The organism is Bacteroides mediterraneensis, assembly GCF_025993685.1.
Taxonomy (GTDB): domain Bacteria; phylum Bacteroidota; class Bacteroidia; order Bacteroidales; family Bacteroidaceae; genus Phocaeicola; species Phocaeicola mediterraneensis_A.
Genome location: NZ_DAJPEN010000001.1, coordinates 1,458,300 through 1,482,522, shown reverse-complemented (window position 1 = coordinate 1,482,522; position 24,223 = coordinate 1,458,300). Strand labels below are relative to the sequence as shown.

Sequence of the window (24,223 nt, the reverse complement as noted above, 5' to 3'; positions counted from 1 at the left end):
TTTACCATTCAAGCAAATCCTCCAATTGTCTAGCTATACTAGAGAATTTCTGGTTCAAATCAAGTGTCTTTACCCGCATGCGATTCTTACCGAATAAGGCTGTAAGATCGGGAGTGATATCTTCGTCTGTTTTGGCATACAAAAGCAAACCACTCACTTTCCCCGTATTTTCTACGTCCAGATTCTTCACATAGGTAAACAGCTGATACAGATTTGCAGAATGAATTGTCGGCTTGTCAAAACGGCGTTGCATGGCATGACTATAATATTTTGTATCAATGACCAAGGTTCGGTCTCCCCGATGCAGCACGATATCACTCCGCATCGCAGGCAAAAAATCAATCATGGTGGTCTCTTCCGTGCAAATGTTCCATGCAATTCTGTCTGGATTAGGGGCTAATTCACGGTGATGCACCCGGTAATATTCCAACACAAACCGTTCAAACAAACGACACATGTGTTCGTCCGAAAAGGTCGCCATACGATATTTTCCAGCCTCTGTTGTCATAAGCATGCCGTCAATAATGAAATAGCATACATTCATCAGCATTCGATATGTCTGATTGTTTCGCTGATACACAAAACCGTTCCACCGGATATTCCGGAGGTCAATCCCGTCTATCTCCGAAAAGAAAGACATCAACTGTTTCAATTTTGCTTTTCGTACAGGCAACACACTCCGTTCGTGGCATAAAAGCGACAAAGTTGTCTTCAGTACCTGATTGAACAGATTATTTTCCGACAAATCATCGTATTCACAACGCAGCACATTCCGACATCTCATCCGGTTATTGATGGTTCCTTTTATATCCAAACGTCCCTTTAACATCGATAAATCTTCTGTCTTGCTCACATATTCCCGGTGTAATCCACGTTTCAATTGGGCCGATACTCCCTTGTAAAGAATTTCAGCAAACAAGTCTTGGATCCGTTCGAACTCTTCACGAGCAATGTACTCATAATTATTCTTCTTCAGTTCCTCAAAAGCATACGACAACATATAATACACGTTGCGAATCCAGATAGTCCCGTTCTTAGTCATTGAAAATACCGTTTAACTTGTTCGACCATCTATCCACTTCCGACTTGTTATCAAACCAATACTCCCGCAGCATCGGAAGGATGTCATAATTCACCACCTCCTTCAACCATTCATCCGTCACAGCCTCCCTTGTACACAGGTAACTATGCCCTATCTCAAATCCCTTTCCCAATGAATCATCTGCTGCAATCTGACGGTTCAGTTCTTTCACCTGTTCCACCAACTCATTCAGCCTTACATTGTCTTTTTCCTTCAGATAAACCTTGAAAACCTCCGAGTCAAAGCCAGGTTTCATTTCAAAGAAACTGAACCGGCGACGCAACGCATAATCAATCAATGCCAGACTGCGGTCGGCCGTATTCATCATACCGATAAGATACAGATTACTCGGTACAAAAAACTTCTCATCCTTATAAGCCAACGTCAACTTTTCTCCCCGGTAATCCTTCTCAATCAGCATCAACAGTTCCCCGAATATCTTCGACAGGTTTCCGCGGTTAATCTCATCAATAATAAAGAAATATTCTTTTTCGGGATGATTGGCCGCAAGCATACAGAACTTATAGAATATACCCTTCTGCAACTCAAAGGTCGCTCCTGCCGGCTTGTAGCCCATCACAAAGTCCTCGTAAGAATAATTCTGGTGGAACTGAATCAGCGCAATACGGCTCTCATCCCTTTCGCCCATCATGGCCTGTGCCAAACGGCGGGCACAGAAAGTCTTTCCCACCCCCGGAGCTCCTTGGAGAATCACATTCTTCTTGTTCCGAATCAGGTGCTGTAAAGTATCAAAGTCCTGTTCACTCATGAACACCTCTTTCAGAAAATCCTCTTTCGTATATTTCTCAATGGATCTTTCCGGCTGAATACTGTCATTCTCCTCCCGAATAAGATTCAGCAAAGTCGTATATTCCTTTTCTGTCAAATGGAAGAAACTACCGTTCGGATTTACCAGAAATTCCATATTTGCCAGTTCAGGTACTGCTTTTACTTCCGACAACTCTACAGGCGAAGCCAGCGTCTCTACTTTCCGGAAACAGATCCTTTCGCCATCGCTTTCCTTCGAGATTACGGCCAGTCCAGTAATCTGTTTAGTGGGATTTGCCTCGTAACAGACCACCTTATCTCCTACTCGGGCATCTAAGAAATGTTGGAAGACACGCCGTTTATTTCCAGTTGTGTTATAGAGTGTGTAGTCCTGTTCTTCTCCGACCATCCATCCGTCATACTCCAGATTTTCGGGTTTGCACACAGCCACCAGTAATTGCCAGCAGCTTTCGGCTCCATATCACTTTCCACCAGTTCATTCAATTTCCTCACGTAATCCGTATAAGCTGTCAGGTTAGTCAGCGTTTTCATTGCAAGAGGTTCCTGTAAAGTCCATTCCCCCACTTTATTCCATTTTATACTTCTAACATGTCTGTATTCCGCCCGGTTCTTATCATATTCATAATCGCCAGTGACTATTCCCCGTCCGATAATACACCCCCGACCTTTCTTGGCAAACACCACATCGCCTATATTCATTTCATTGGTAAACTCCCAAGTAGCTAGACTGTCATTCCTGTAATCCTTTTCCTCGCCGTACAATTCCTTCATCCGAAGCCTCATGTCTTCACGGGTTTCATACGGATCAAAATCTCCCATATCATCCCAACCCAGATACATCTTGTCATTAGCTACACATTCATCCCATTTACGGGCCCCTTCTCCAGGAGAGTAAATCCAGGTTTGCACCTTCGTCCCTGGTTCTGGCAACAAGACTGATTCCGGGTGATAAAACCGGCCGACAAAATACGCCAAATCTATTACAGCTATTTTCAATTCCTTATCGGGATAGCAATCCTCCGTCAACACCCCATCCAGCATTTTCCTGATATCAGCATCCTTCTGTAACACTTCAGCTACCTTGTCATACAGCTTAAAAACCTCACCTACTTCTTCTGCCCCACTTCCTTTTTTAAGTACCATGGAAGGCATCAGTTCCCTTACCATTTTCCGGGCACAAGAATACTTATAAATATAATACTTATCCGGATACCGAAGCCAGAGGTAGGTGGTAATTGCATTAAGCGTCTGATAATGCTGCTTCCCCTTTCCCCATAGTTTCAACAGTTCATCTGCATTCCTTCGAAACTGATTGATTCGGAAAACTACATTCTGATTCTCATCAAATAGTTCCCGAAACATTTCGCGCACCTTTGTTTCATCTACTTCACAGAACTCTTCCAACATCTTCCTCGGATAATTATTCATTGAAGTCAGCAAATTTTCTGTTTTACTTAATGCTTGTATCAGCATATCCTTGAAATTAAGGGCTTCAATATCCCAGTAAGCCAGAAAACATCGCACGGCTCTCCATTTATATATCTCAACGGGAAAATGCTCTTTAAAGTAAGCTTTGTATGCCTCAATAACCTTTGTAAGATTATCTGAATTTATGTTTGTCATATATAGGTATAAGAAAAAATTTACACAGAATAAAATTACAACTCCGAAAGCAAAGCCAGTCCCTTTACCGTCAAAAGATACTTCTGACGGGGATGACGTGGCTTGTCGGGATACAGTAAAGTGACAAAACCCTCTTCCAAAGCTGGGAAAAGGTACAGACGGAGAAAATTATCTCTCCCCTTTAACTGCAATTTCTCCATCATCATCTTTACGGACATCTGGTCTTTCCCAATCACCGCTACCAGACGCTCTATATCCGGATTATCCGTATGCACCTTGTCCTGAACTTGTCCTGAACTTGTCCTGAACTTGTCCTGAGCTTGTCCTGTCTTCCTAGTTTCTGCCAGATTAGGCTGGTTCTTCCATTCGCTGGAAGGGGTAATGTGAAGATAACGATTGCGCAAGTCCCATTGGTCTCCCAACAGCAGATTCCGGAAGAAGCGTTCCAAATATACAGGTGTGTAATCAATCCCTTTCTGCGCATTCTTATAATTCGCTCTCACCAACGCATTACGGAAATACCACGAATGATCGGCAAACAGATTATTGCTCACCTCAAAACCAATAGAACGTAAATATAAAATAGTGAAAACAGCCGTTGTACGTGTGTTCCCTTCTCCAAACGTGATGTGCATAGTCGTCTTCAAATTAATGTCCAGCGCACATTTGTCCGTTTTTTACCACAAACTCATCCCCTCTTTTTCACACCACTTTCAGGTATTGCGGCATCACCGGTTGCTCCAGTCGCCAGGTGATGTTCATGGGGAAATCACCGTGCGATGAAACATAGTCCACGGGGCCGAAACAATGGAAAGGACAGGTGTTTCCAAAACCATCTTTCTTTTCCTCACGCACAAAGAGCACAATCTTGTTGTGCCGCTGAGGTTGCTCGGTGTAAATCCGTCCCCCACGGTTATGATGGGCGTCGGTATTCTTGGACTGCCAATGGAAATAGTCTTTGTTGATGACATAATCGTCGTATTGCGTGGAAGGAGAAAAATCCTTGTCCGATTTGTTCAGCGTGACGAAAAGCAGGGTGGCATCGTACTCCGGCAAATTGAACACACCGGATACCGAACCAGACATTCTTTTCTCCAAAGTCTGCCGCCCGACTAGGGTAAATATTTCCTCACGCGTATAGCATCCGTAAAGCTCGATACAGGGCAATACTTCATCGCCGAGCGGAATGGTGGTAATCTCCAAATGGGCCAGCAGATAAGACACGATTTCGGAGACTTCCTGCTTGAAATAGCGGTAACGGTCGTCGTGCAGCAACGCCAGAGCCCCGTACATACCTATCTCTTTGAATTCCGTTTTGTCGATTCTTTCCTGAAAGAGGTCGTAATACAGCATGTCGGCCAGCCGGTCAATCACGTAGCGCTGTCCGTTCCAAAGGGAATCATCGGTCAGGTCGGTATCATCGGTCACACAGAGGTATTCTTTCTTTAACATCGCTCACTGGTTTCTGAATTTCAAGCTGAAAGTACAAAATAAAATGAAACGGACTGACATATTTTGAGAAAGAATCCCGAAAAACTTTATCTTTGTGAATATAAATCATTGGAGTGTATGGATAAGAATATTCTTGAATTTGTCACCTACTGTATTGGAAGTCTTTCACGGATTCTTCATTTGCCACAACGTGAAGTGTATAACAGGCTGAAACAGTCGGGCATACTGTATGGATACATCGTTCCTTCATACGATGTGCTTCACACATTTGGCTCCCGCTACCTGATGGAAGATTTGATTGATTTCATGAAGGAGAAAGGAGTGCTTGAAAAATGAGACTATACCATGCCTCTACTGTAATTGTGGAACATCCCGACACGACTCATTCCAGAGATTATTTAGATTTTGTACGTGGATTCTATCTAACCTCCTTACATGAGCAAGCCATAAAATATGCCGAACGTTTTCTACGCCGTCAAAAAGATGCCTGGTTAAATGTCTATGAATTAAAAGACGATTTAAAAGAATGGAATATTCTTCGTTTTAATCAATACGATAAATCATGGCTTGATTTTGTGGCAGCATGTCGATCTGGAGAACCTACAAAGGAATATGATATGATTGTAGGTGGAATTGCTAATGATAGGGTCATTCTCACACTTGATTTATACTTTGCCGGAGAAATTAATCAAGAAGAGGCTTTGAAAAGATTAATTTTTGAAAAGCCTAATATACAATATTGTATTCGATCGGATAAAATGTTACAACAATGCTTGACTTATATAGATAGTAAAAAGTTATGACAGAAGAAGAAAAAAAACAAATCATTATGGATGCAAAATATGCACGCATTATCAATGATATGAGCGAAATGTATCATATTCCCATTGATAAAGCGGTGGACGTATTTTATAATTCTGAAACGGCTAGTCTTATTGATGAAGGCATTGCAGATCTACATTGCCGGAGCGACAAATACCTGGCGACTGAAATTTGGAATGAATATTTAGAGAATCAAAATTGATACTTATCACCCCCTCAGAAAAACCTACCCATATATGAACCCTTTTATCCCCATCTTTTCAGCCTTCTTCATCCTGCTCGGCCTCCTCGTCTGGAGATTTCCCAAACTCATGGCTGGATACAACACCATGACGCCCGAGCAACAGAAAAAAGTCGACGTGAAAGGGCTCAAAGCCTTTATGTGCCGTGTGTTCTGTGCAATCGGCTTACTAGTTTTTGTGGGCTACCTGCTTCTAAGGCTTTTCATGGACGAAGCATCAGCTATCAACGTCTGTTCCATAGTAATGCCCATTGCAGGAGTCATTTATCTGCTGATAGGTGCTCAACGGTACGACCACAATTAACAGGGGGCTTGGGCAATAATCTCCTCCACCACCTTCACATCCGCCGGAAGCCATGCCACGCTCTCCAGTTCCTCCCGCTTCAGCCAGGCGGCGTTCTCGTGCTCCTTCAGCACCAGGCTGCCGGAAACCACCGAGCAAAGATAGCAGTGCATGGTGAGGTGGAACGACGGATACTCGCAGTCCACCGTGGTGAGGAAGGCCTCCACCCGGATGTCCGTGTCCAGCTCCTCGCGGATTTCCCGCACCAGAGCCTCTTCCCTGCTCTCGCCCGGCTCCATCTTCCCGCCGGGAAACTCCCAGTAATCCTTAAACTCGCCGTAGCCGCGCTGGGTGGCGAAGTACTTCCCGTCGCGGACGATGACCGCTGCCACCACTTCGATGCGCTTGCCCACCACGTACGTTTCTCCTTCCTGCCGGATGCTCCAGAACGGGACGGACTGGGCGTCGGTGAATTCTTTCATCCGCCAGGCCGATTCGAAGCCGCTGGCCACGAAATGCATGGGCACGAACAGGCCGACGCGGAACACATCGAGAAACTGACGGGCCCCACGGGTGTAGCCGTTGCCGATGCGCCCGTCTACGGGGAACATCACCACATCGAAACGGTCGGTGAGCTTGCGGATGTCTTTCAGCTCGCCCAGGTAACATTTCTCTTCCTTCAGAGGGTCGATGTCCATGCCGAATTCGGGACTGTAGACCGTACCTCCGTGGTAGTCGTCGGTCAGGAAGCGGGCGTACCAGTTGTTCAGGTCGCCGGCATGGAAGATACGCTTGCCGCCGGTCTCAATCACCCACGACACGCCGCTGTCGGTGCTTCCGGTGGCGGCCACATGCACCAGCTCGTCTTCCCACGTGGCCCCCTTGCCCAGCCAGGCGTCGGCTTCGTCCTTCTGCGCACGGCGGTGCTTCAGGATGTCTTTCGAAAGGATGTAGCGGAGGTTCGTCTTCGCGGTCCGCCAGGAGAAGATGTCGCGGTTGAAATGGTCTTCGTGGAAATGGCTGGAGAAGACGTACATCGGCTTGGGCGACCGCAGCAGACGGGGCATCACGCCGGCAGGGTCCATCCAGTAATCGAACACGAGGATGCAGCGGTCGGTCTCAAGGGCAAAGCCGCTGTGGAAGATATAGGTGAGTTGCATAGGTTTCTTGAATAGTTTATGCAAAGATAGCGTTTTTGCCGGAAAGGAGCAGAAGGCCCCGGGAATTAAGAGGCCGTGCCTTCCACTTTATACCGGATGGAGCGCTCGCTGCGTTGCAGGCAGTCGGTGAACACACTCAGAACGTTGGTGTAGTTCATCAGTTCCCACACGAGCTGCATTTCTTCGTCGGTCCAGAATGCTCCGTGACGCGGAGCCTTTTCCCGGAGTTGCCGCACACTTTCCTGCGAGGATACCGCGGGAACACCCAGCCGGCCGACCTGTTCACGGACATGTGCCAGAAGACTCTGCGGACAAGTATTGTGAAAGGGTGGACGGAAGAAGTCCGGACTGAAGCCCTCGCCTCCCCGCGGACGGTAGAAGACGGTTTCCGTTTCAATCTGTGACAGTTCTTGTTCCAGCCGCTCAATGTAGGTGGCAGCTGCCGGGAACTGTACCCGGATGGAACATTCGTGACGGGCTTTCTCCTCGTCACGATTGGCCGAAAGCCAGTTGAACGAGCCTTCCACCAGCAGACAGTCGTCCACTGCCAACGACTTGTTGTGGATGCCTTTCAGAATCCGCAGACTGACGTGGTTCTCTACCAGTGCGCGGCGGGCTTTCAGGGTATCTTCGCGCCACAGACCGTGCTCCTTGCCCAAATAATGGTCGGTATAGACCACCACTTCTACTCCGCGTTCCACGGCTTCCTGAATAAGGGGAATCAGGTTGTCACTCTTCAGGGCAGTCAGAAAGAGGAAGGGCGACACAATTACCACGCGACGACGGGCCGTCTGAATCGCCCTACGCAGAATCTCCCGATGGGCTTCGAGGGTGGACAGGCGGTCGACTTCGGTATAACGGCACAAGGGACGCTCGGCCTGATAGACAAAACCGCCTGACATTTCGTCCTGCAGACCGTCGAACAGCCATTTGGCCAGGTTACCCGACGGCGTGTCCCGGTCGGGATGGAAGATGTTCATGTTGCCGAACACCAGGAAATGATACTGCGCCCGCGATACGGCTACATTGAGCATGTTGTATTTTCCGCCCGCTTCCATAAAGAAGGAAGGGTCTTCCGGCGAATTGACAGGCGAGAAAAGCACCAGCGGATACTGGGCTCCCTGCAGCGAATGGACGGTGCCGATGGTCATTGGTGCAAACAGCTCAGCCTCCTGGGAGGACAAGCTGGACAACAGGTTGCGCAACAGACGTTCCTGTGCCTTGAACGGGGTGACGATGGCGGCCACCTGATGGATGGGTTTCCCATAAGCTTTTTCCAGCCCTTCTTTTTCACGGACCAGCCAGGCTACGATGGCAGTGGCTTCGGCTTCGTTGAAGCGGCTTCCGGTCTTTCCTCTCCGGCTGAATCCGTTCACATGCACATAGCCTTTGGCGGGAATAGCCGTATACTTCGGACGGTCACCTTTCAGAGGAACCAACCGCCCATGATACACGTAATCGTTGCAATAGGCGATGATGGCATCCAGGCAGCGGCGGTGTTCGCGCAGGAAGGCGCCCCGTTCGCCGTCCACCTGGAAACTGCAACTTTTCCGGGCCATCTTCATGAGGCTTCCGGAAGAGGACAGGAAACCGTGTTCGGACAGGAAACCGTAGAGCGGGTCTTCTTCCGAAGCCACCACCCCGAAGCGCTTGAGATTGAGAAAGGAATATTCGGCAGACACGGGCCAGATGGGCTCTATCTGTTCCACATCGCCCACGAGAATGGCTTGCCGCGCCAGGCTGAACGAAGGTACGGCCAGTTCGGGCGACACCTGCCCCGACTCGTCGACAATGAGCAGGTCGATGGTATTGTAAAGGGGAACGAACTTTTCATCTCCGCAGGTGCAAGTCATATAGCGGGGAAGAGAATGGAACGTAGAGATGAATACCGGCAACACGCAGGCCAGACGCCTCAACCGGGCGAGATACACCCCGCGGTCTTCACTGTTGAGGTTTCCGGTACAACAACTCAGGCGACGGATGAACTCGGCCTCCCGATGGTGGATGGCATACCAGAACATCTGATAACGGTAACTGATGTCCAGTCGCACGGCCATGTCGTCCATGCAGGGCAAGTCCTTATATTCCTCTTCCCTGGTCAGTCGGGTATAGCATTTCTTGAAATCATCATTTTCCTCCCACTGGGCCACAAATTCTTCATAGGCAGTAGAGGACTTGCAGAAGCGATGTATCATCCGGGCCCAAAAGCTTCCGTCTCCGCTTCCGGCACCACATTCTTTCTGTACGGCAGCTTCCAGACCTGTATGAATCCGCATCTTCAAAAGCATCATCCGACCGCGCAGGTAGTCCTGACACTCCGTCTCGTCCTGACAGGAAGCATGGAAATGACGGTTGAAGCGCTCCAGGTAATACGTACGGTACTCGTCCACCCGCTCCGGCTGGTCGTAGGTTTTCGGGAAACCCGTTCCTTTAGTGTTCAGCATCATGGCATAACGGTCGGCCTCGCCTTCCTTTCCGGACAGATACAAGCCCAGTGTATCCAGTTCCGGCAGCCAGCGCTCGGCCAGACGTACCTCGGAATCATCCGAATCCGCAGCTTCTATCTTGAAATCCTTGAGAATGTTCGTAATGGCCTGGTTGTTGACAGAACTGGCCACAATGAGCTCGGGCTCTCCTCCCGACAGTACGGAATTCACCAGTCGGTTGGCGATGACCGTCTGCAGGAAGGTGGTCTTTCCCGTTCCCGGAGGGCCGTTGACGGCAAAAATCCGACTGCAACGGGGGTGGGTGTACATGGCCAAGGTTTCGCGTTGGGAGACGGACAAGGGAAAATCACCGCTCATCTGCGCCAGATGTTTCCGGTTGGCATATACTTCTTTCCGGTCGGGCAACGGAAGCAGCGGCTCACATTCACAACGCGTCAGACATTCCAGCAGGGGAAAGTCGTCACGGCTGTCCAGCAACTTGTCGTAAAGTCGCAGAATATTCTGTGCCATTCCCGTGGCCGGTGCCTTTGTAACCGCAATCTCCGGACACTCCGAATAGTTCATTTCAGAGAAAGCCATTCCGGTAGCCTTACGGAACAATCCCTCACATGCCCGCCAATAAGCCTTCTCATCGGCCAGCTCCAACGGGAATTCCTTCAGCAGACAGTCCACCTCCGCAAGGGAAGCAATCGTACGGTCGTCCTTGGCATTGGGAGAAAGAAACCTACGGACAAACACCGGCACCCGCTCCAGCGGGTTTTCCGGCATGCCCAACCGACCGTCGGGCCACAAGGTATAAGTGATGAAAAAAGGATATTCAGGGAATGGCCTGCCGAGGAGCTTGCCATTTTCATATTCGGGAAGCAGCACACAGGGAGCAATACGTACACTGTGCTTCTTTGGAGGGTCTGTCTCGTCCGGGAAAAGCAGCTCCCGGTCTTTTTTAAGGAGATATTCCGGCATCCGGCGACCAATTCTCAACGTAACACGCGGTTCCTGATTGGAGGGGTTGTTGCTCCATTCGGCATCCAGCAGACAGGTTTTCCAGTATTTAAGCAGTTTTTTGTCCATAGGTTCACAAATAATGTGACAAAAATAGGCGCATTCCGCCACACTCAAAACAATACGGCTGTAATAAAGCGTAATTTTACCTAAAAACAATTGAAAGGACACATCCAAAATATTCGTATCTTTGTACCCAACAAGTGACTAAATGGAGCATACGAAACGACATATAAAGCGCATGCAGTGGGAAACCGACCCGCTCTACCGACTGATCAGGACTATCAAGAACGTGATGGACCGGTATTTTCTGGACCCTCTCATCGGCCTGCTTTTCCCGACGGCAGGCGACATCTTCTCGTCTGTCATGATGCTGCCTTTTCTCGCCGTGTCCCTGTTCAGAATCAAGTCCATCCCCCTCACCCTGGCCATCGTCTACAACATGCTGACGGACATGCTGCTGGGCATCATTCCGCTCTGGATTGGCGACTTGCTGGACATTTTCAGCCGCTCGTACACCAAGAACTTCCGGCTGATTGTGGGCTTCGTGGAGGGCGACCAGGAAATCATCCGGGAGGTGAACCGCAAGGCTGTACTCACCGCCGTGGGCATCCTGCTGCTGTGCGTGCTCATCTATTGGCTTGCCAAGGCGGTGGTCTATCTCAGTATGGAGCTGTGGGGATGGATACAGGGACTGTTTTAACTTTTCGGGGAAAATCCGTATCTTTACACCAAAATCATTTGCAAATGGGAAAGAAAGAATACATGCAGGCCAACAAAGACTGGCTGGCCGAAAAAGCGAAGGAAGAGGGAGTACAGGCACTCCCCAAGGGAATCTACTACAAGGTACTGGCTTCGGGTGCGAACGACGGCAAGCATCCCACGCCGCGGAGCATCGTCACCGCACACTACACGGGATGGACCATCAACGGGAAGAAGTTTGACAGCAGCCGCGGAGGGGCTCCTGCCGCTTTCCGCCTGAGCGACCTCATTGAGGGATGGATCATCGCGATGCAGCAGATGTGCGTGGGCGACAAATGGGAGATTTACCTCCCGGCAGAGATGGGCTACGGCAAGTTCTCACAGCCCGGCATTCCCGGAGGCTCCACCCTGATTTTTGAGATTGAATTGTTGGGGATAGCGTAAGGAAAGAGCCTCCCAAGGGATGTTGCGATTCCCAAGAATAAATCGTAAATTTGCCAGAGAATAAACGGAGGAAAGACGATGAAAGAAGAAGTGATTGAACTGGATTCAGTGGAAAAATACAACCGGCTCTTCGGACTGGAGACCCTGCACCCGATGGTCAGCGTGGTCGACTTGTCGAAGGCTACGCGGTGGCCGCAGGAGTTTAAAGTCAACTATGGGGTGTATGCCCTGTTCCTGAAAGAAATCTGTTGCGGAGACATCACCTACGGACGCCAGCCCTACGACTACCAGGAGGGGACGATTGTCTGTTTCGCCCCGGGTCAGGTGGCCTCTTTCCGTATGAAGGAAGGCACGCTGCCCCAATGCCACGGACTGCTGTTTCATCCGGATTTTATCCGGGGCACGCAGCTGGGAAGGGACATCAAGCATTACTCCTTTTTCTCCTATGAAACCCGCGAGGCACTGCACGTGTCGGAGGACGAACGGCGCACGGTGATGGACTGCCTGAAAAAGATTGACACGGAACTGCGACGCCCCGCCGACAAGCACAGCCGCCGCCTGATTACGGCCAACATCGGACTGCTGCTGGACTACTGCATGCGCTTCTACGAACGGCAGTTCACCACGCGCGAGGCTTCCAACAAGGACATCATCGTACGCTTTGAACAGCTGCTCGACGAGTATTTCGACAGTCCGGCACCGCAGGAAGAGGGACTGCCTACCGTGAAATACTTTGCGGAGAAGGTCTTCCTCTCGCCCAACTATTTCGGCGACATGATCAGCCGGCAGACGGGACGGACAGCCTCGGAATACATTCAGGGAAAGGTGATTGAAAAGGCTAAAGACCTGTTGCTCTCCACCACCAAGCCCATGAGCGAGATTGCCTACAGCCTGGGCTTCCAGTACCCGCAACACATGAGCCGGATGTTCAAGCGGCTGGTGGGACACACCCCGAACGAATACCGGAGCCAGTGCGGATAAACTCATCCGCACGATATTCCTCTGATTGATTTATCACACCCCGGTCCCGGCCTCTGGCTGGGACTTGTTGTTTCTGCCCTGCCCGCTCTCGGCATATTTGGAAGGAGAAACGCCGAACATGTCTGTGAAATGCTTACGGAAGGTGGGCAGGTCGTTGAAGCCTACGCGCTCGGCCACTTCCGTCACCGAGAGACTGGTCTCCATCAGCAGCAAGGCGGCCTTGGTCATGCGGATGTGGCGAATCAGTTCCACGGCCGAAAGGTCGGTATGCTGCTTCAGCTTGCGGTAGAGAGTAGCCAGGCTGAGATGGAGTTCGCTCGCCAGCACCTTGACATTGAAATCGGGATTGCTGACATTCGCCTCGATGCAGGCCCACACCTTCTGCATAAATTCGTTTTCCGTACTTTCCGGTTTTTCCGTCGAAGCTGACGAGGCAGACGACGCATGCAGCAGCGTACGGGTGTAAATCTGTTTCAGGCGGCGGCGCATGTCGAGCAGACAGGCTATCTTGGCCAGCAGCACTTCCGGATTGAACGGCTTGCGCAGGTAGTCGTCGGCTCCCCGCCGGGAGGCTTCCACGCTGTCCCTGTCTTCGGCCTTGGCGGTGAGCATCAAGACGGGGATGTGGGCCGTTTCCTTCCGCTTGCGCAATTCGGCACAGCAGGTGAATCCGTCCATCACGGGCATCATCACATCCGACAGCACCAGGTCGGGCACCTGCTCCACGGCTGTCTTCAAACCTTCTTCTCCGTTTTCAGCTTCCAGCACCCGATACTGCTTCCGCATCAGGTCGCACAAGTAGCGGCGCATGTCCGGGTTGTCTTCTATTACAAGCACCGTCTGGCGGGCAGCGGCCTGTTTCTCCTCCTCTCCATCAGCCTTTTCCAGATTTACGGGGAGAATCAGTTCCGGCGAAGCGGGAGCCGTTTCCTGCGGCACGGCAGAAACGGACGCTTCTTCCCATGTACAGTCGTCTTCACTGAAATGCGATTTTCCTTCGGGCAGGTACACGCGGAACAGGCTACCCTTGCCCGGCTCACTATCCACAGTGACCCTTCCATGGTGCATCTCCACGATGTGTTTTACGATTTTCAGCCCCACTCCCATACGGGTGGATACGGAAGGCGCCTCTTTGCCCGTCACGAAAGGGTCGAAGATATGCTGCAACAAATCGGCATCGATGCCTTTGCCGGTGTCGCTCACTGACAGACAGCAGAAATGCTTCCCGTCTATTTCTTTCCGCTCTACCTTCAGACGGATTTTCCCTCCTTCCGGCGTGTATTTGAATGCATTCGATATCAGGTTCTGCATCACCGACGAAAGTTTCTCCCGGTCGGCCCATACCGGCACACAGTCCGGCGCAAGTTCCCAGGCATAGTCCATCTTCCGTTCGGCAGCCAGCGACTGGAATCCCTGTGCCACATCCACCAGCAGGGCTTCCACATCCACCTGCGACAGACGGAGCTTCACCATCCCGGCTTCTGCCTTCTGGATGTAAAGCAGACGGTCGGTCAGGGTATGCAGTCCTTCGGCATACTTGAACATCATGGACAACTTGGCATAGAAAGGATGCGAGGCCGGTGTCTTGTGCAGGAGTTCCCGCAAAGGAGCCAGTATCAGGGTGAGCGGGGTGCGCAGCTCATGAGCCGCCATCGTAAAGAAGTCTTCCCGTTCCTTACGGAGCTCGATTTCCTTGTTGCGCTCCATGTTCACCGTAAACAGCTCATGCTCCAACCGCAGTTCATACTGTACGCGCTTCTCTTTCAGCCGCACACGATGGATATAGACCAGTACCATGCTTATCAGTCCCACAGCCACCAGCAGACGGAACCACCACGTCTCGCTCCAGTGCGGGTCGACTACGATGGCCAGACTGCTCACCTCGCCCTCACTCTGGTCCTGAAAGACCGTCTTCACCTGAAACGTATATTCTCCCGCGGGCAGTCGGTCGTAGGAGATTTTGTCTCCCTCGTCGGCCATAATCCATTCCTCCTGATACGGGTACAGACGGTACAGGTATTTCTGCAGCTTGTGCAGGTAAAGCAGGTTGGAGAACGAAAGCGAAAAGTTCCGGTTGGCATGGTTCAGATGCAGACTCGTGGTATAGAGCAAGGAGCGGGGCAAAACCACCTGCCCGTTCACGTGCTCGCCAATCTGCACCGATGCATGGTTCACCTCCAGGTCGGTGAACACCACCCTTCCCCTTTCGATGGGATAATGAAAGCGGAGCCGAGAGGGACGGAAATAAGTCAGTGTGCTGTGATTTCCCCAGAACAGGAAATCCTTTCCGAAGAAAACAGAACGGTTGCTGCCTGAGATATAGAAATTGTAGAACGACTGCAAATGACGGCTCAGGCGGGAGATACCGGAATTGGAACCCACCCACAAGGAATGGTCACCGTCTTCGGCCAAAGCCGTCACAAAATTGCTGCACAAGCCCTCTTCCGTGGTATACCGGAACAAAATCCGGTTGTCGCCAGGCGAACAGACTCCCAGTCCATTGCCGGCATACCCCACCCACAAGACTTGGTCGGTTCCCCATAGAAGAGCCCGTACTCCCACATCCTCGGCCGAGAGTCCTGCCGCCCTCTCATAACCGGCATAGGAGCGTACCACCCGGTTGCCTTCCATCGTGAGGCGCAACAGTCCACGGGTCGTACCGAGCCACAATGTGCGGGCATCACTAAGAGCCAGTGCACGCACCTGAATGTAGTCGGGAATCTGCGTATTGTTCCATTCCACCTTCACCGAAGTCCCCTTGCGGAGATTCACCCGGTAAAGTCCGTTACTCGTACCGACCCAAGCCTCATTTCCCGACAAAGGCAGAAGACTCCATACCTCAGGCGATGTCTCCTTCCCCAAGACAAGCGCCTGCCAGCTGCCGTCTTCCCCATACCGGAGCACACTCCCGTTCCGGGAACCAAACCAAAGTCCGCCATGCGCATCCGCCGCACTGCAAAGCACGGTGTGTACGGCTGCCACACCGGGAGTTACCGGCTGAAAGTCCAAGGGAAGAGCCGAATCAAAAGGCTGCGTGCTGCGCATCAGTCCCTTGTGAAAGGTGGCCAGCCAGAGATATCCCTTCTTGTCCAACTGAATGCCGCATATCTCATTGGAATGTACCTGCGAATATTGCAAATAGAAAAGCTGGCGCAAGTCGGAATACAGCACACCGCCACCTTCCGTTCCAATCCACAGCAAACCTTCCGGGTCGTAATAACCGGTCACCATGCGCGTCTCGATATACTGGTTGCCGCTGTTTCCGAAAGAGTGAAAAGCCTGCATCTTCAGTTCCCGCTCCGGTGTCAGCGTAAGCAGCGTATAGCCGTTCCATGTCAAGGCCATGTAGCGGGAATCTCCCAGCGGCAAAAGCTGGAACACATCGTTGTGCGAGAGCTGTTCGTTGCGGTTGGCTGGATTGTAGTTCCAATGACGCACCGCACGGGTCGTCAGGTCGTAAGCATACAATCCGTCGCCGAGAGTCGTTATCCACAGGAAATTATCCCCTTGCAATGCCGAAGTAACCAGCACATCCCGCTGCATGGGCCGGACGCAAAGCGTTTCCATCCGCTTCTGTCTCCGGTCGTAACGGTATGCCGTACCTTTCCGGCCTATACCATAAAGACTCTTCCCGTCTTCTCCCAGACAGAGCATCATAAGTTCCTGCTCCGATTCCACCTTGACCGTAGATTGCAGACGGACAAAAGCCGTATCTGCGCGAAAGGAGGCCGTAGACAAATCCATTTCCGAAAGCGTGTTTCCGGCCACTCCCCAGCAATGCCCGTCGCCGGTCGCCACGAAACGGCTAAAGTCCACAATCCGGTTCCGTTCCGCATCCCACAGGGAGAGAAACTTTTCCCGCTGCTTGTCGAACAGAAACAGCGTCCGCTCCGAACGGACCAGCAAATAATCTTTATTCAGTGAGACCACTTTCCCTACCGTGCGATGAGGAGCTCCCGTGATGCGAAAAGTCTTGAATGCCTGCCCGTCGTAGCGGCTCAACCCGCTGCTGGTACCGAACCAGATAAAACCTTCGGTATCTTTTTCAATGGAATGGATGTCATTGTCGGCAATTCCGTCGTTCATGTTCAGCACCTGGAAATCTTTTTCCAGCAACCGTTGTGCCTTTGACGGGAACGCCAACCCCAAAAGAAAGAGAAGTATGAGCGTGTAATTTTTCATTCTTTAGATTTAGTCTAGTAAACAAATGCAAAGAAAACAAAAATCCTCCACAAAACGCCTTCTGGAGGTGAAAAAAACAAATTTCACCCCTAAAAAAGCGGTGATAAGAAGAATACCCCCCATTAATGCGACGTTTACCCACCTTGACCGAATCCATAAATTCATAGCTTTGCAAAAGATGAAAATCATCCAACTTGTTTAACCATCTAATTAATAACTTAATCTTAAAAAAGGAACCTTATGAAGACACAATTCATCACTCTGCTCATCGCAGTGCTGGCAGGTCTGCTACCGCTACACGCGCAACAGATGAGCATCTCCGGAATTGTTACAGACAAGAAGCTGAATGATCCCATCATCGGGGCGTCAGTAGTAATTAAAGGTACGAGCAACGGCTGTATCACCGACCTGGACGGAAACTTCCAGCTCAGCAACGTGGCTGCCGGAAGTACGCTGGTCGTATCGTACATCGGTTATCAGACATTGGAAATTCCGGTACAGAAAGGCAAGACCTCTTATCAGGTAGCTCTGTCGGAAGACACCCAGACACTCGACGAAGTGGTAGTGGTAGGTTTCGGTACACAGAAAAAAGTGAACCTGACCGGTGCCGTAGCTTCAGTAGACAACAAGAAACTGGAATCCCGCCCGGTAACCTCCGTAGGCCAGGCCCTGCAAGGTGTAGTTCCGGGCTTGAACGTCAGCATCCCGGATGCCGGCGGTAAGCTGGATGCCAATCCTTCTTTCAACATCCGTGGTACAGGTAACCTGGGTACCGGTTCCAGCGCTTCTCCCCTCGTGCTGATTGACGGCGTGGCAGGCGACCTGAACCAGTTGAACCCGCAGGATATCGACAACATCTCGGTCCTGATGGATGCGGCTTCCGCTGCCATCTACGGTTCGCGTGCTCCGTTCGGTGTCATCCTGGTTACTACCAAGAAAGGAAAACAGGGCAAGACCAGCATTTCGTACTCCAACAACCTGCGCTGGTCTCGTCCGACCAACATCCCCGATATGCTGGATGCCTATACTTTTGCACAGTACTTCAACCGTGCCATCGACAACACGGGTTCCGGTGAAGCACACTTCTTCTCGGACATCACCATGGAACGTATCCAGCAGTACATGCGCGGTGAAATCACCACCACTGCCGACCCGTCTCTTTCACAGAACGGCAACTGCTTTGCGTTCAACCAGAACTCCAACGACAACCAGAACTGGCCTCGCAACTTCATCGACAAGACCGCTTTCGGACAAGAGCACAACGTAAGCCTGTCGGGAGGTAATGAAAGAATCCAGTATTACGTGTCAGGTGCCTTCCTGAGCCAGGACGGACAGATGAACTATGCCAACGACAACAAGAAGCGTTACAATGCCAGTGCCCGCATCAGTGCGGAAATCACCAAATGGATGCGCCTGGAATTCAACAGCCGTTTCATCCGCGAAGACATCGGCATGCCGACCTTCCTGAAACTGTATGGCGACCGTTTCTTCTCCGAGACTACCAAGCTGCACCCCAACATGCCGCTTTACGACAACAATGGTCATTACACCCGTAACCCGAAACTGATGCAGCTGACCTCGGGCGGACGCTCCAACACACAGGACGACACTTACTTCACACAAGGTAGCCTGATTCTGACTCCGATGAAGGGACTGACCATTCACGGTGACCTGGCTCTGCGCACAGGCAGCTACGAACACCTTTACAATGTGGCCAGAGTGTATCTCTATGATAAAGATAACAATCCGATTCCCGAACAATGGCTGGGTGGTGACGCCGACCTGGCAGCCGGCAAGACTTGGGCTTACAGCGAACAGCAGCGTGAAACCATGATTACCACTTCACTCTATGCCGACTACAGCCTCAATTTCCTGGAAAAACATAACCTGAAAGTGATGCTCGGTATGAACAGCGAAAGCTACCGCTACAACAATGTATGGGCCAAACGTTCCGATGTGATGAACGACAACAATCCGGATGTCAACACTTCTACCGGTACACAGAGCAACGGCGCATACCGCGGTGAATGGTCATCATTAGGTTATTTCGGCCGTTTGAACTACGATTTCGACGGACGTTACCTGTTTGAATTCAACATCCGCCGCGACGGTTCTTCCCGTTTCCGCGCAGACAGCCGCTGGGCTACCTTCCCTTCTGTTTCCGTAGGTTGGAACATTGCCCGCGAATCCTTCTGGGAACCGCTGAGCAAATGGTTCAACACCTTGAAACCCCGCTTCTCTTACGGTAGCCTTGGTAACCAGAACACCAACTCCTACTATCCTACTTATGCCATTCAGGCAGTCACAGTGGGCAGCCCGGATGCAGGTGGACGCTGGTTGCTGGATGCAGCCAACAAGTCGAACATTGCAAGCGCTCCGGGACTGGTAAGCTCCCTGCTGACTTGGGAACGGGTGTACAGCTACAACTACGGTGTGGACTTCGGCGCTTTCAACAACCGTTTGAGCGGTTACTTCAACTACTTTATCCGTGATACCAAAGACATGGTAGGACCGGCACAGGAAATCTCTCCTATCGTGGGTGCTTCGGCTCCGCAACGCAACAACACTTCTTTGCGTACCAAAGGTTGGGAACTCCAGCTGAACTGGCAGGACCGCATCGGTGAATTCAACTACAATGTTGCCTTCAACCTTTCTGACTCACGTACCAAGATTACGGAATACCCCAACGCCAGCAAGTCACTCTCCACTTATTACACCGGACAGTATCTGGGCGAAATCTGGGGATATGAATCAGTAGGCATGGCCAAGACAGACGAAGAAATGGCCGCACACTTGGAAAAGGTAGACCAGAACACCATTCCGGGTGTCAGCCTGGCTGCTTCAGGATGGAAAGCCGGTGACATGATGTATGCCGACCTGGACGGTGACGGAAAAATCACCAACGGCGAGAATACAGTAGACAACCCGGGCGACCGTAAGATTATCGGTAACTCGACTCCGCGTTTCCGCTTCGGTTTGAACATCGGCGCTGAATGGAAAGGAATCGACCTGAGCATCTTCTTCCAGGGCGTGGCCAAACGTGACTACCTGTTGAGTGGTATGATTTTCTGGGGTGTAGACGGCAACGCATGGTCTTCTACCGGTTACAAGGAACACTGGGACTTCTTCCGTCCGGAAGGCGACCCGTTGGGAGCAAACACCAACGCTTACTATCCGCGTCCTCTCTGGAACTCCAACCAGAACCGCCAGAGCCAGTCGCAGTTCGTACAGAACGCTTCTTACATCCGTCTGAAGAACCTGCAAATCGGTTATACCCTGCCGAAAGCATGGGTTCACAAAATCGGACTGGAACGCGTCAGAGTATTCTTCTCAGGCGACAACTTGTGGACAGGTACTTCCATCAACAAGAACTTCGATCCGGAAGCATTGTATCAGAACGGTATGACTTATCCGTTGAGCCGTACCCTCTCTTGTGGCGTAAACGTAACTTTGTAAACTAACAAAAACAATCGATAATTATGAAACTGAAATATATATTCTTATTTTCAGCTACCTTGCTGATGGGAACCTCTTGCGCCGACTTTCTGGACAAAGAGCCTATCTCCGACAACGTAGACGGCAACTTCTTCACTGCCGAAAACCAGCTGGAACCTTATTGCAACAACATGTACGGTCTGCTGCCCGACCACGGAACGGGTACAGGAACCTTTGGATACTTCACCACGGACAACAACAGCGACAACATGACGACAATCGACCAGGTGGACAACTTCCTTCCTCAGCGTGTCCAGGTGCCGGCAACCGGCAGCTACGGCAGCTTCAGCACCATCCGTAACTGCAACCTCTTTCTGGCACGTACGGAAGAAAACCTGAAAAACGGTACGCTGAGCCCCGGCGCCAACGTGAACCATTACATCGGCGAAATGTACTTCTTCCGGGCTTACACCTACTTCAGCCTCCTGAAAGCATACGGAGACTTCCCTATCCTGACCGAAGTGCTGACCGACGGTGACTATGCAGCCAATGTGGAAGCCAACAAACGCAAGCCGCGCAACGAAGTAGCCCGCTTTATTCTGAGCGACCTGGATCAGGCCATCAAACTGATGTATCCCAAGTCAAACAGCTTCACCACTCACCGTCTGAACCGCGAATGTGCCTTGCTGTTCAAGTCACGCGTGGCTTTGTACGAAGCTACCTGGGAAAAATACCATGCAGGTACGGCACGCGTTCCGGGCGGACCGGGATGGCCGGGTGATGCCGCTTCTTTCCATACCGATTTGAACAAGGAAATTGAATTCTTCCTGGACGAAGCCATCAAGTCGGCTAAGGAAGTAGGCGACGGTTCCTCATTGACAGCCAACTATGCCAGCCTGTACAACCAGACCGACCTGTCCGGACAGCGTGGCGAAGTGTTGTTGTGGCGTATGTACAGCGAAGATGCCAAGGTGCAGAACCAGGTGATGGGAGCTACCCACGGCTATGGTGCCATCGAAGTGGGCGACAAGACTTATATTTTCTCACACGGCGACAACACCGGTTTCACCCGCTCACTGGTGGACAGCTATCTGATGACCAACGGCCTGCCAATTTATGCTAGCCAAAGCACGTATCAGGGCGACAAGAGCCTGGAAAGCACAATGAAAGACCGCGACTTGCGTCTGGTGACTTCCGTGGCAAAACCCGGCGACAAAATCATGACCCTCAATGGAAAAGACATCATGTACCAGTATCCCGGACTGATTGCAGCCAGTGGTATCCGCGTGACCAGCACCGGCTACATTCCTCGCAAAGGATGGGCCGACAACGAAGTGACTTACAACAGTGCCTATCCGCTGGCATTGCCTATCTTCCGTGCGGCAGAAGCTTACCTGAACTACATCGAGGCTTACTACCTGCGCTACAACACACTGGAAGATGCTACCCTCAAAAAATACTGGACGGAACTGCGTAACCGCGCTGGGGTAGATGCCGATTTCAAGAAGACCATCGAGGCTACCGACTTGAGCAAGGAAATCGACCTGGCACGCTATTCCGGAAAAGAACTGGTGGACAAGACCCTCTACAACATCCGCCGCGAACGCCGCAGCGAGTTCATTGCGGAAGGTATGCGTAAGGACGACCTGTACCGCTGGCGTTCACTCGACATGATGCAGAACTACTGGATAGAAGGCATGAACTACTGGGATGAATTCCACACCAGCTTCGAAGCCGCCTGCACCGCCTGCAAACTGAACTATACGGCTCCCAACACCGCTTCTGTCAGCAAATACCTGCGCCCGCAAGCGATGAACGAATTGGTCAAGAAGTACAACGGCTACTGCTTTGAAGAAGCCAACTACCTCTCTCCGCTGTCATACGACGTATTCCGTATGTCTACTCCAGAAGAAGGTGGCGACGTTTCTACTTCCGTAGTTTACCAGAATCCGGGATGGCCTGTAAAAGCAGGTAGCTATGCCAACCAGTAATGATAGAATTCTTTTAAATCTATTATAGAAATTGGTGTGCCAAGGATGAGGTGTTTTTCCTATCTTTGGCACACCTTTTCATTTGAACGACATTCATTTGCCACCCTCCGGGGACATTCTTACCGATTATGAAACTGACACACCTACTCTACACTTCCACCGCACTGGCCGCACTTCCGCTGGCTGCGTTCGCGCAGGGAAACCCCTCGCGGCCCAATCTGGTCTTCATCATGGCCGACCAGTTCCGGGGTGATGCGCTGGGCTGCCTGCAACAGGAGCCGGTGCAGACCCCTCATCTGGACCAGCTGGCGAGCGAAGGCATCCTCTTCACGGAGGCCGTGAGCAGCTATCCGGTATCCTCGCCCGCCCGGGCCATGCTCATGACGGGCATGTATCCCATGGCCAACGGGGTGACGGGCAACTGCAACTCGCTGAACACGCCCTACGGGGTGGAACTTTCCACCGAAGCGGTCTGCTGGAGCGACGTGCTGAAGCAGGCGGGATATGCCACGGCCTACATCGGCAAATGGCACCTCGACGCGCCGCATCCTCCTTACGTGGATACCTATAACAACCGGGGGGCAGTGGCCTGGAACGAATGGTGCCCGCCCGAACGCCGCCACGGTTTCGACCGGTGGATGGCCTACGGCACCTACGACAACCACCTGCATCCGATGTACTGGGATACCTTGGCGGGAAGAGACGAGTTCCACTACGTGAACCAGTGGGGACCGGCCTACGAAGCCGACCGCGCCATCGAGTTCATCCGCACGGAAAGCGTGCAGTCCGACCGCCCCTTTGCCCTGGTGGTTTCCATGAATCCCCCGCACACGGGATACGAGCTGGTGCCCGACGCCTACAAACGGCTGTACGACTCGCTCGACGTGGAAGCACTGGCCCGGCAGAAACCGTTTATTCCAGAGAAAGGGACTCCCGAAGGCGATTATTTCCGGGCGAATATCCGCAACTACTACGCCTGCATCACCGGAGTGGACGAACAGGTGGGACGCATCGTACAGGCCCTGAAAGACTGCGGACTGTTTGAGAATACCCTCCTCGTCTTCACGTCCGACCACGGCGTCTGCATGGGCGGACACGGAGTGGAAGGCAAGAACGTGTTCTACGAGGAAGCCATGCGCATCCCGATGATATGCTGCTGGAAAGGCAGACTCCATCCGCAACGGAGCGACCTGCCCGTGGCCTTTGCCGACTTGTATCCTACCCTGCTCTCGCTGATGGGAAGGCAGGCGGAGATTCCGTCCACCGTGCAGACGCACGACTGGAGCCGGTATTTCCTGCAGGAACAGATTCAGACACCCGAAGACGCTTTCCAGCCTTATTACTACTGCGAACCTTCCGACCCCACGTCCGGACGACGCGGCATCCGTACCGCCCGCTACACCTATGTGGTGGATGTGCAGAAAGGGAAAGTGACACAGACCTGGCTGTACGACCGGACCACCGACCCCGGCCAGCTGCACAACGTGGCGGAAAGCCAGCCGGCCTGCTGCGATGCGTTGCACCAGACCCTCATCCAATGGCTCGGAAAGACCCATGACCCGTTTGTAAAATACTTGACACATTGAAT

The 24,223-nt window shown here is 51.6% G+C and carries 17 protein-coding genes and 2 pseudogenes; 10 read left to right on the top strand and 9 right to left on the bottom strand.

Going from position 1 to position 24,223, the window contains the following annotated elements; genetic code table 11:
- Position 1: 1 nt before the first annotated feature.
- The 5 genes and pseudogenes from mcrC to OIM59_RS05970 form a co-directional block, all read right to left on the bottom strand.
- On the bottom strand, positions 2–1,042 hold the full coding sequence (gene mcrC / locus OIM59_RS05990) for a 5-methylcytosine-specific restriction endonuclease system specificity protein McrC (protein WP_303895701.1): 1,041 nt from the start codon (positions 1,040–1,042) through the stop codon (positions 2–4).
- Positions 1,035–2,294: an AAA family ATPase gene (locus OIM59_RS05985; protein ID WP_299168475.1), complete on the bottom strand. Its 1,260-nt coding sequence runs from the start codon at positions 2,292–2,294 to the stop codon at positions 1,035–1,037. Before OIM59_RS05985 ends, mcrC begins: the two co-directional genes overlap by 8 nt.
- Entirely contained in the window at positions 2,183–3,298 is a 1,116-nt protein-coding gene (locus tag OIM59_RS05980; RefSeq protein ID WP_299168478.1) for a hypothetical protein, read from the bottom strand. Before OIM59_RS05980 ends, OIM59_RS05985 begins: the two co-directional genes overlap by 112 nt.
- Positions 3,299–3,528: 230 nt before the next feature.
- A complete protein-coding gene (locus tag OIM59_RS05975; protein ID WP_303895700.1) occupies positions 3,529–4,128 on the bottom strand; it encodes a Fic family protein in 600 nt (199 codons plus the stop codon).
- 67 nt (positions 4,129–4,195) lie between these two features.
- Positions 4,196–4,846: pseudogene (locus tag OIM59_RS05970) on the bottom strand (DUF3427 domain-containing protein); the annotation flags it as partial.
- A gap of 216 nt (positions 4,847–5,062) precedes the next feature.
- Here OIM59_RS05970 and OIM59_RS05965 point away from each other — a divergent pair.
- The 4 genes from OIM59_RS05965 to OIM59_RS05950 are packed head-to-tail and all read left to right on the top strand — an operon-like array spanning position 5,063 to position 6,312.
- The gene (locus tag OIM59_RS05965; protein WP_177866114.1) at positions 5,063–5,281 is read left to right on the top strand and encodes a DUF3791 domain-containing protein; all 219 of its coding nucleotides are present in this window, start codon (positions 5,063–5,065) and stop codon (positions 5,279–5,281) included.
- Positions 5,278–5,748 (top strand): DUF3990 domain-containing protein, encoded by a 471-nt coding sequence (locus OIM59_RS05960; protein ID WP_303895697.1) that lies wholly within the window; start codon positions 5,278–5,280, stop codon positions 5,746–5,748. Before OIM59_RS05965 ends, OIM59_RS05960 begins: the two co-directional genes overlap by 4 nt.
- Positions 5,745–5,969 carry a DUF3791 domain-containing protein gene (locus tag OIM59_RS05955; RefSeq protein WP_177866110.1) on the top strand — a complete coding sequence of 75 codons (225 nt, stop codon included), beginning with the start codon at positions 5,745–5,747 and terminating at the stop codon, positions 5,967–5,969. The genes OIM59_RS05960 and OIM59_RS05955 overlap by 4 nt, the downstream gene beginning before the upstream one ends.
- A 34-nt stretch (positions 5,970–6,003) precedes the next feature.
- On the top strand, positions 6,004–6,312 hold the full coding sequence (locus OIM59_RS05950; protein ID WP_177866108.1) for a DUF3784 domain-containing protein: 309 nt from the start codon (positions 6,004–6,006) through the stop codon (positions 6,310–6,312).
- Here OIM59_RS05950 and OIM59_RS05945 read toward each other — a convergent pair.
- From OIM59_RS05945 to OIM59_RS05935, 3 genes and pseudogenes are all read right to left on the bottom strand, one after another.
- Entirely contained in the window at positions 6,309–6,683 is a 375-nt protein-coding gene (locus OIM59_RS05945) for a (deoxy)nucleoside triphosphate pyrophosphohydrolase (RefSeq protein WP_303898176.1), read from the bottom strand. The genes OIM59_RS05950 and OIM59_RS05945 overlap by 4 nt on opposite strands.
- 27 nt (positions 6,684–6,710) lie before the next feature.
- A pseudogene (locus OIM59_RS05940) lies at positions 6,711–7,451 on the bottom strand (MBL fold metallo-hydrolase); the annotation flags it as partial.
- Between the two features lie 65 nt (positions 7,452–7,516).
- Positions 7,517–10,969, bottom strand: a complete 3,453-nt coding sequence (locus tag OIM59_RS05935) for an AAA domain-containing protein (RefSeq protein ID WP_303895695.1) — start codon at positions 10,967–10,969, stop codon at positions 7,517–7,519.
- A gap of 142 nt (positions 10,970–11,111) precedes the next feature.
- Here OIM59_RS05935 and OIM59_RS05930 point away from each other — a divergent pair, with 142 nt between their 5' ends.
- The 3 genes from OIM59_RS05930 to OIM59_RS05920 all read left to right on the top strand — a co-directional run bounded on the left by OIM59_RS05930 (position 11,112) and on the right by OIM59_RS05920 (position 13,027).
- Positions 11,112–11,603 carry a DUF4112 domain-containing protein gene (locus OIM59_RS05930; RefSeq protein ID WP_303895694.1) on the top strand — a complete coding sequence of 164 codons (492 nt, stop codon included), beginning with the start codon at positions 11,112–11,114 and terminating at the stop codon, positions 11,601–11,603.
- 44 nt (positions 11,604–11,647) lie between these two features.
- Entirely contained in the window at positions 11,648–12,046 is a 399-nt protein-coding gene (locus tag OIM59_RS05925; protein ID WP_072542485.1) for an FKBP-type peptidyl-prolyl cis-trans isomerase, read from the top strand.
- 78 nt (positions 12,047–12,124) lie between these two features.
- Positions 12,125–13,027, top strand: a complete 903-nt coding sequence (locus OIM59_RS05920; protein WP_299168499.1) for an AraC family transcriptional regulator — start codon at positions 12,125–12,127, stop codon at positions 13,025–13,027.
- Between the two features lie 33 nt (positions 13,028–13,060).
- On the opposite strand, the gene OIM59_RS05915 is transcribed toward OIM59_RS05920, so the two are convergent.
- Entirely contained in the window at positions 13,061–17,209 is a 4,149-nt protein-coding gene (locus OIM59_RS05915) for an ATP-binding protein (protein ID WP_303895691.1), read from the bottom strand.
- A gap of 240 nt (positions 17,210–17,449) precedes the next feature.
- Here OIM59_RS05915 and OIM59_RS05910 point away from each other — a divergent pair, with 240 nt between their 5' ends.
- The 3 genes from OIM59_RS05910 to OIM59_RS05900 all read left to right on the top strand — a co-directional run bounded on the left by OIM59_RS05910 (position 17,450) and on the right by OIM59_RS05900 (position 24,221).
- Entirely contained in the window at positions 17,450–20,665 is a 3,216-nt protein-coding gene (locus OIM59_RS05910) for a TonB-dependent receptor (protein ID WP_303895690.1), read from the top strand.
- A gap of 23 nt (positions 20,666–20,688) precedes the next feature.
- A complete protein-coding gene (locus OIM59_RS05905; protein ID WP_299168505.1) occupies positions 20,689–22,635 on the top strand; it encodes a RagB/SusD family nutrient uptake outer membrane protein in 1,947 nt (648 codons plus the stop codon).
- Between the two features lie 128 nt (positions 22,636–22,763).
- Entirely contained in the window at positions 22,764–24,221 is a 1,458-nt protein-coding gene (locus tag OIM59_RS05900) for a sulfatase (protein ID WP_303895687.1), read from the top strand.
- Positions 24,222–24,223: the final 2 nt, after the last annotated feature.

Excerpts from the sequence above, each read along its gene's own strand:
- OIM59_RS05925 (WP_072542485.1), top strand. The coding sequence starts at position 11,648 with ATGGGAAAGAAAGAATACATGCAGGCCAACAAAGACTGGCTGGCCGAA.
- OIM59_RS05965 (WP_177866114.1), top strand. The coding sequence starts at position 5,063 with ATGGATAAGAATATTCTTGAATTTGTCACCTACTGTATTGGAAGTCTT.
- OIM59_RS05935 (WP_303895695.1), bottom strand. The coding sequence starts at position 10,969 with ATGGACAAAAAACTGCTTAAATACTGGAAAACCTGTCTGCTGGATGCC.
- OIM59_RS05910 (WP_303895690.1), top strand. The coding sequence starts at position 17,450 with ATGAAGACACAATTCATCACTCTGCTCATCGCAGTGCTGGCAGGTCTG.
- OIM59_RS05955 (WP_177866110.1), top strand. The coding sequence starts at position 5,745 with ATGACAGAAGAAGAAAAAAAACAAATCATTATGGATGCAAAATATGCA.
- OIM59_RS05900 (WP_303895687.1), top strand. The coding sequence starts at position 22,764 with ATGAAACTGACACACCTACTCTACACTTCCACCGCACTGGCCGCACTT.
- OIM59_RS05950 (WP_177866108.1), top strand. The coding sequence starts at position 6,004 with ATGAACCCTTTTATCCCCATCTTTTCAGCCTTCTTCATCCTGCTCGGC.
- OIM59_RS05975 (WP_303895700.1), bottom strand. The coding sequence starts at position 4,128 with ATGCACATCACGTTTGGAGAAGGGAACACACGTACAACGGCTGTTTTC.
- OIM59_RS05920 (WP_299168499.1), top strand. The coding sequence starts at position 12,125 with ATGAAAGAAGAAGTGATTGAACTGGATTCAGTGGAAAAATACAACCGG.
- mcrC (WP_303895701.1), bottom strand. The coding sequence starts at position 1,042 with ATGACTAAGAACGGGACTATCTGGATTCGCAACGTGTATTATATGTTG.
- OIM59_RS05915 (WP_303895691.1), bottom strand. The coding sequence starts at position 17,209 with ATGAAAAATTACACGCTCATACTTCTCTTTCTTTTGGGGTTGGCGTTC.
- OIM59_RS05930 (WP_303895694.1), top strand. The coding sequence starts at position 11,112 with ATGGAGCATACGAAACGACATATAAAGCGCATGCAGTGGGAAACCGAC.
- OIM59_RS05905 (WP_299168505.1), top strand. The coding sequence starts at position 20,689 with ATGAAACTGAAATATATATTCTTATTTTCAGCTACCTTGCTGATGGGA.
- OIM59_RS05960 (WP_303895697.1), top strand. The coding sequence starts at position 5,278 with ATGAGACTATACCATGCCTCTACTGTAATTGTGGAACATCCCGACACG.
- OIM59_RS05980 (WP_299168478.1), bottom strand. The coding sequence starts at position 3,298 with ATGAATAATTATCCGAGGAAGATGTTGGAAGAGTTCTGTGAAGTAGAT.